This window comes from Pseudomonas sp. EA_15y_Pfl1_P101, assembly GCF_963970835.1.
GTDB lineage: Bacteria > Pseudomonadota > Gammaproteobacteria > Pseudomonadales > Pseudomonadaceae > Aquipseudomonas > Aquipseudomonas tritici.
On sequence record NZ_CAXAPA010000032.1, the window covers coordinates 1 to 6,848 of the forward strand.

General features: G+C 58.4%; 6 protein-coding genes and 4 tRNA genes. All 10 read right to left on the bottom strand.

The annotated features are described in order from the left end of the window. A partial coding sequence (locus AACY36_RS27980; protein WP_445262859.1) for a hypothetical protein occupies positions 1-777 on the bottom strand: 777 nt, incomplete at its 3' end. Between the two features lie 540 nt (positions 778-1,317). Further along, the gene (locus AACY36_RS27985; protein ID WP_339416349.1) at positions 1,318-2,277 is read right to left on the bottom strand and encodes a tRNA dihydrouridine synthase; all 960 of its coding nucleotides are present in this window, start codon (positions 2,275-2,277) and stop codon (positions 1,318-1,320) included. Positions 2,278-2,332: 55 nt separating this feature from the next. Next, positions 2,333-2,767: an acyl-CoA thioesterase gene (locus AACY36_RS27990; protein ID WP_339416350.1), complete on the bottom strand. Its 435-nt coding sequence runs from the start codon at positions 2,765-2,767 to the stop codon at positions 2,333-2,335. Positions 2,768-2,806: 39 nt separating this feature from the next. Next, positions 2,807-3,640 (bottom strand): alpha/beta hydrolase, encoded by an 834-nt coding sequence (locus AACY36_RS27995; protein ID WP_339416750.1) that lies wholly within the window; start codon positions 3,638-3,640, stop codon positions 2,807-2,809. Positions 3,641-3,655: 15 nt separating this feature from the next. Then, positions 3,656-4,195, bottom strand: a complete 540-nt coding sequence (locus AACY36_RS28000) for a TetR/AcrR family transcriptional regulator (protein ID WP_339416351.1) — start codon at positions 4,193-4,195, stop codon at positions 3,656-3,658. A gap of 182 nt (positions 4,196-4,377) precedes the next feature. Beyond that, positions 4,378-4,453 (bottom strand) — tRNA-Glu (locus tag AACY36_RS28005). Positions 4,454-4,533: 80 nt separating this feature from the next. Next, positions 4,534-4,609, bottom strand: a tRNA-Ala gene (locus AACY36_RS28010). 50 nt (positions 4,610-4,659) lie between these two features. Then, positions 4,660-4,735: transfer RNA gene (locus AACY36_RS28015), tRNA-Glu, on the bottom strand. A gap of 56 nt (positions 4,736-4,791) precedes the next feature. Next, positions 4,792-4,867 (bottom strand) — tRNA-Ala (locus AACY36_RS28020). Between the two features lie 147 nt (positions 4,868-5,014). Then, entirely contained in the window at positions 5,015-6,496 is a 1,482-nt protein-coding gene (gene gltX, locus AACY36_RS28025; RefSeq protein WP_339416353.1) for a glutamate--tRNA ligase, read from the bottom strand. Positions 6,497-6,848: the final 352 nt, after the last annotated feature.

Sequence of the window (6,848 nt, forward strand, 5' to 3'; positions counted from 1 at the left end):
GTTGCCTTTCACACCAACCTGCACGCTACCGTCGGTGCCGACCTTTACCTGCGCACCTTTCTCACCCGTTGGCCGCGTCGATTCAGTACCGTTGCCTTTCACGCCAACCTGCACGCTACCGTCGGTGCCGACCTTTACCTGCGCGCCTTTCTCACCACTGGGCAGCTTCGATTCAGTACCGTTGCCTTTCACGCCAACCTGCACGCTACCGTCGGTGCCGACCTTTACCTGCGCACCTTTCTCACCCGTTGGCCGCGTCGATTCAGTACCGTTGCCTTTCACGCCAACCTGCACGCTACCGTCGGTGCCGACCTTCACCTGCGCACCTTTCTCACCCGTTGGCCGCGTCGATTCAGTACCGTTACCTTTCACACCAACCTGCACGCTACCGTCGGTGCCGACCTTTACCTGCGCGCCTTTCTCACCATTCACCGGCGTCGCTTGTTTGCCATTGCCTTTCACGCCAATTTGCACGCCAGTGCCAACGTCAACTGGCAACTTGGCGCTAAACCCCCTACCCGATAACACGCTGCGCATTGCTTTGAAGACGAGTTCAAACATTTCAAACAATTTTTCCAAAGCATCGGCATTAACCGTAATGTCCTTGGCGGCCTCTTTAGGAGAGTCGTTGCGCGGAAGCGCGTTACTCCTTGAACTAAGGCCTGCCAGCGAACCACTGGCCTTTTCTATGTCCTTCAAGGTGTCCGCTGTGGGCGAGTTTGCCGTATGGAGCGCTGGTTTAAAAGCCGAAACATTATTCATCGGTATATTGGACATCTGCTTAATCTCACCTTTAGTTTTGCGCCGCCCTAAAACAACTTACTAACATCGGCAGCAATAGAATAGAACCGGAAGCAACCGTCATCACTTCACAGTCCTTACTTTCGTGGGGCGCAGAGCTATCGAGTTCCAAAAACCCATCTTCACATAAGGAAACCAAAATGGAAAATCAGACTTCGCCTCATAGACCATCAAGAAAATCAAAGCCTCGACCCTATGCACCACCCACAGCACAGATACACAAGGTAATAAACAGCCCCAACCTTAAACTAATGAAATCATTAAGCCAGAACAACTTTAGTCCATTCATGTTAGTTCGTACACACGCGCACAAACCAAACAACGTGCCCCCCCCCCGGAGAAAACCCAATGCAACAAAAACACAAACACCGACCACTTGCCCAGTTATCACCTCATGTAAAAAATAAACGTCAACATGCCAATGCCCCGCTCCAAGAAAGCACCGTTAAACCATTTAAAAAAAAGAGCGCCGATGGCGCCCCTCTTGAGGTGTTTTAAAGCAGTATCAATATAAACTTAATCTTTCAGAACGGGTGCCATCCCAAGCAAGAGACCCACCTTGTCCAGCTCGGTCTCGCGGCGCATCGCATTGAACAATTCCACCGCCTCCGGGTAATTACGCGTCAGCATCGCCAACCATTGTTTCAAACGCCCAGGCGCCTGACGCTCGGTCAGTTGCACCACCGACTGGGTCCAGAAGTCCTGGAGCATCGGCTGCATTTCTGCCCAGGTCATCTCAACCACTTCCTCGCCCGCCCGCGCCGCGGCGATCTGCCGCGCCAGGTCCGGCCGTGCCACCAGGCCACGGCCCAGCATGATGTCTTCGGCACCGCTGACTTCGCGACAGCGCTTCCAGTCTTCGACGCTCCAGATATCACCATTGGCGAATACCGGCACCTTGACCACATCCTGTACCCGCGGGATCCATTCCCAATGGGCCGGCGGCTTATAGCCATCGGTCTTGGTGCGCGCATGCACGACGATATGCGCCGCGCCGCCTTCGGCCAAGGCGGTGGCGCAGACCAGGGCGCCGTCCGGGCTATCGAAACCCAAGCGCATCTTGGCGGTCACCGGGACGTGGGCCGGTACAGCGCGCCGGACGTGCTCGACGATCCGGTTGAGCAGCTCCGGCTCCTTGAGCAGCACCGCGCCGCCACGGGACTTGTTGACGGTCTTGGCCGGGCAACCGAAGTTCAGGTCGATCACTTGCGCACCGAGCTCATAGGCGAGGGCGGCGTTTTCTGCCAGGCACACCGGGTCGGAGCCCAGCAATTGCACACGCAGCGGTACGCCCGCGGCGGTGTGGGCACCGTGCAGCAGTTCCGGGGCGAGCTTGTGGAAATACGCAGGGGTGAGCAGGCGGTCATTGACGCGGATGAACTCGGTCACACACCAGTCAATACCGCCGACGCGGGTCAGCACGTCCCGCAGGATGTTGTCGACCAACCCCTCCATGGGCGCCAAAGCAATTTGCATGGAAAACACTCAACAAAAATCGTGGCGCAGTTTACTGGGTTTCCCGCAGCAACCGTTAACCCCCTGTCAGGGCGGGGCCATAACCGTCGAGAAACGCCGCTGGCATGCGCTTGGGCTTGCCAGTGGAGAGCTCAATGCAGACAAAGGTAGTGTGTGCGCGTAGCAAGGTGACGCCGTCACGCGGGCGTACCAGTTGGAAGCGCCGGGTCATCTTCAGGCGCTGGTCCCAGTCGACGATCCAGGTGGCCAGTTGCAGCTCATCGCCTTCGTAGCCTGCGGCCAGGTAGTCGATCTCGTGCCGCACCACGGCCATGGCGCGGTCCAGTCGACGATATTCGGTCAGGTCCAGCCCCAGGCGCTGGGAATGGCGCCAGGCGCAGCGCTCCAGCCAAGACACATACACCGCGTTATTGGCGTGCCCCAGGCCGTCGATGTCTTCAGCGGCGACCTGCAGATCGATGATAAACGGCGCTACCAAATCCCAGCCCATGCCTTGCTCCAGTTGATTAATGTCGGCGGGAGGAGTGTATCAGGCGCTTTGCCGCTCCTGTAGACAGCGGCCGGCCAGCAATGCCAGCACACCGTCGATCACCCGTGGATCGGCGAGCACTTTCTGGTGACCGCCCTGCTCCAGGCGCAGCAGGCGGCTGTCGAACCAGGCTTCGTGAATGGCTTGCGACGCCTTGACCGGGACGAACGTATCGTCTTCGGCGTGCACGATCAGGCCGGGGATATTCATCTGGTAGTGGGCCACATCCAAGTGTTTGAGCGGCATGCCGAACGTCAACTCGACTTCCTGGATAAACGCCGACCGTGCCCGCGCTGGCAAACCGACCCTCCTGGTAAAGTCGCGTAGCGCATCCAGAAAGCGTGACGGCGCGGCAATACTCACCAACGCCTCGGTACGCAAGCCTAACTGCACTGCCAGCATCGCACTGGCACCGCCCATTGAATGGCCGATCACGGCATGCAGCGGCGGCAACTCCGCCGCCGCCTCAAGCATGGCCCGAGCAAAGAGCAGCACATGGGCTTCGCGCCCCGGCGAACGGCCATGGGCGGGACCGTCCAGGGCAATCACCGAATAACCATTGTCGACCAACGCACTGATCAGGCTCGCGAACTGGGTGGGCCGCCCTTCCCAGCCGTGCATCAACAGCAGCGCAGGCCCCTGCCCCCAACGCAAGGCAGACAAACCGAAACGCAAGGTGATGCGCTCCGACTGCGCCAACAGCGGCAGCTCCCAATCGCGCGGCGGTAGATGGCGCGGCGTCATGAAGGCACGACGCATCTTGTTGGCCACCATTTGCGGAGCCAGGTGCCCCAACGTACCGTTGAAGCGACGAATCCAGGTTGGCGTGCCCATCATGAGAGCCCTCTTCTAGCGCACCGCCGACTTGGCGGCACGCAGCACACGGTCAGACAATTCACCAGGACCAAGCGCGCGGGCCAAGGCCAGGCCACCGATCATCAGCGCCATGTCAGCCAGGGCTTTGTCGGTGTCTTCAGGGCTGGCGGCGAGCTGCGCAGCCATCAGCTCGCAGTGCTCATTGAGTGCCTGGCGGAACTCATCCGGCAGACGGCTCATTTCGCCCACAGTGGCCGGGATCGGGCATGCCTGGGCGGTTGAGTCACGGTGCTTGCGCGACAAGTAGAACGCCGCCACCAGGCTTCTGCGCTCTTCTCCGGTCAGCTGTGGATCGATGTCGTCAATCGAGGCGCGACGCTTGGACAGCAACTGAGTAAAGGCCTCCAGCATCAGCGCGTCCTTGCTTTCGAAGTGCGCGTAGAAACCACCGACGGTCAGCCCCGCGGCGCCCATGACCTCCCCCACACTTGGCTCTGCCGGGCCACGCTGGATCAACGCGGCGCTGGCTGCCTGCAGAATGCGTTCGCGGGTTTGCGCTTTTTTATCGCTCATCACTGCCTCCGATGTTAATGAGTTGAATATTATTAACATAATAATATTTGGCAAGCGACAGGTATGACCATTGGTCAGAAGAGAAAAAGCGAGTTGAGAGAGGGATCGGCCAAACGCCAGACAAACAAAAGGGCCATTCAATAATTGAATGACCCTTAAAAATCCCGCAGAGCGGGTAATCGTGGCGTCCCCTAGGGGACTCGAACCCCTGTTACCGCCGTGAAAGGGCGGTGTCCTAGGCCACTAGACGAAGGGGACACAAACCTTCTATACATTGATCAGCGCTCAGAACTGATCGATTCAAGGACCGAGTGACCGCAACCTTGAACCTGTAAAATTGGTGGAGCTAAACGGGATCGAACCGTTGACCTCTTGCATGCCATGCAAGCGCTCTCCCAGCTGAGCTATAGCCCCGGATTTTTCGTCTCGCGACGCAGCATACCTTTCGAAATGCTTGTTTAAACTGGCGTCCCCTAGGGGACTCGAACCCCTGTTACCGCCGTGAAAGGGCGGTGTCCTAGGCCACTAGACGAAGGGGACAAAACCTTCTGCACATCAATTCAAGGACGGTGTGGCCAGACCTTGAACCTGTAAATTGGTGGAGCTAAACGGGATCGAACCGTTGACCTCTTGCATGCCATGCAAGCGCTCTCCCAGCTGAGCTATAGCCCCTCATCGGTGAGGACGGGGCGAATCTTAATGGCGCTTTAGAAGTGTGTCAAATTTATTTTCAACAATTTCTAAAGTTTTTTGCCGGGATAACAATCACTTACCGGTGAAACCCCGGAAAACCGGGGTTTCACCGTTACAGCAGCCTGCTTAGGCGATAGCAGCCAGCAGTTTTTCCCACTCTTTGTTTTCTTTCTTCGACACACCACCAAGCAAATCAAGGGCTTGGCGCAGACGGAAACGCGTCAGGTCCGGGCCGAGAATTTCCATCGCATCCAGCACCGACACCGAACTGGCCTGCCCGGTGATCGCGGCAAACATCAAAGGCATGGCATCGCGCAGCTTCAATTCCAGGGACTCCACCACCGCCTGGATCGTCGCGGTGATCGCATCCTTCTCCCACTGACGCAGGCTTTCGAGCTTCCACAGGATCAACTGCATCAACTGGCGAACCTGATCACCGGAGAGCTTCTTGGACTCAAACAGCTTGGGGTCCGGGTTCACGCCACCGGCAAAGAAGAAGCTGGCCAACGGTGCGACCTGGCTGAATGTTTCCACCCTGCCCTGCACCAGCGGCGCGATCTTCATCATGTACTCAGGGTTCAACGCCCACTGCTGCACTCGGCTGGCGAACTCTTCCACCGGCAGGTCACGCAGCCATTGGCCATTGAGCCACGACAGTTTCTCGATATCGAAGATCGGCCCGCCCAGGGACACGCGGGACAGGTCGAAGTTGTCGACCATTTCCTGCAGCGAAAACTTCTCGCGCTCGTCCGGCATCGACCAGCCCATGCGGCCCAAATAGTTGAGCATCGCTTCCGGCATGAAGCCCATGCGCTCGTAGAAGGTCACCGAGGTCGGGTTCTTGCGCTTGGACAGCTTGCTCTTGTCCGGGTTACGCAACAGCGGCATGTAGCACAGCTGCGGCTGTTCCCAGCCGAAGTACTCGTAGAGCAGGATCAGTTTCGGTGCCGACGGCAGCCATTCTTCACCGCGCAGCACGTGAGTGATGCCCATCAGGTGGTCGTCGACTACGTTTGCGAGGAAGTACGTCGGCAGGCCGTCGGTCTTCATCAGCACTTGCATGTCCATGCGGTCCCACGGGATTTCGACGTCACCGCGCAGCATGTCCGCCACCACACACACGCCTTCACTCGGCACTTTCATGCGGATAACGTGCGGTTCGCCAGCGGCCAGGCGGCGGGCGACTTCTTCTTTCGACAGCAGCAGCGCACGGCCATCGTAGCGCGGGGTTTCGCCACGGGCCTGTTGCTCGGCGCGCATCTGGTCCAGCTCTTCTGCGGTGCAGAAGCACGGGAATGCATGACCCATGTCGACCAATTGCTGGGTGTACTGCTTGTAGATGTCGCTGCGCTCGCTTTGGCGATAAGGACCGTGCGGGCCGCCGACGTCCGGGCCTTCCGCCCAGGTAATGCCCAACCAGCGCAGGGCATCGAAAATCTGCTGTTCCGACTCACGGGTAGAGCGCAGTTGGTCGGTGTCTTCGATCCGCAGGATGAATTCACCGCCGTGCTGCTTGGCAAAGCAGTAGTTGAACAAGGCGATGTAAGCAGTGCCGACGTGGGGATCCCCAGTAGGCGATGGCGCAATGCGCGTGCGGACGGTGGTCATGGCAGGTCTCGAATGGGCGATAAAGCTGAAAATTGAAACAAGGGAGGAATGGTAACAGCCTGGGGTGGTTGGGCTCCAGCCTGGGTGATTCTGATGGACCGCGTCGCCCCCATCGCAGCATGGGTATCTACACAACTTTCGGTGTTGTGTCCGACCAGTGGCGAGGGAGCTTGCTCCCGTGGCGGCTTGATAGTCGCTCGAGCCCTATTGGGTGTAAATCGATCAAAATGTGGGAGGCCCCACTACATCTTCGACGTAGCGCTGTCGCGCATCAAACTGGTTCATCGTAAGGTTATAGAACGCGTGCGGGGCAAAGGCCGTAGCCAGCACTGGTGTGTCAGCACCCGAGTGG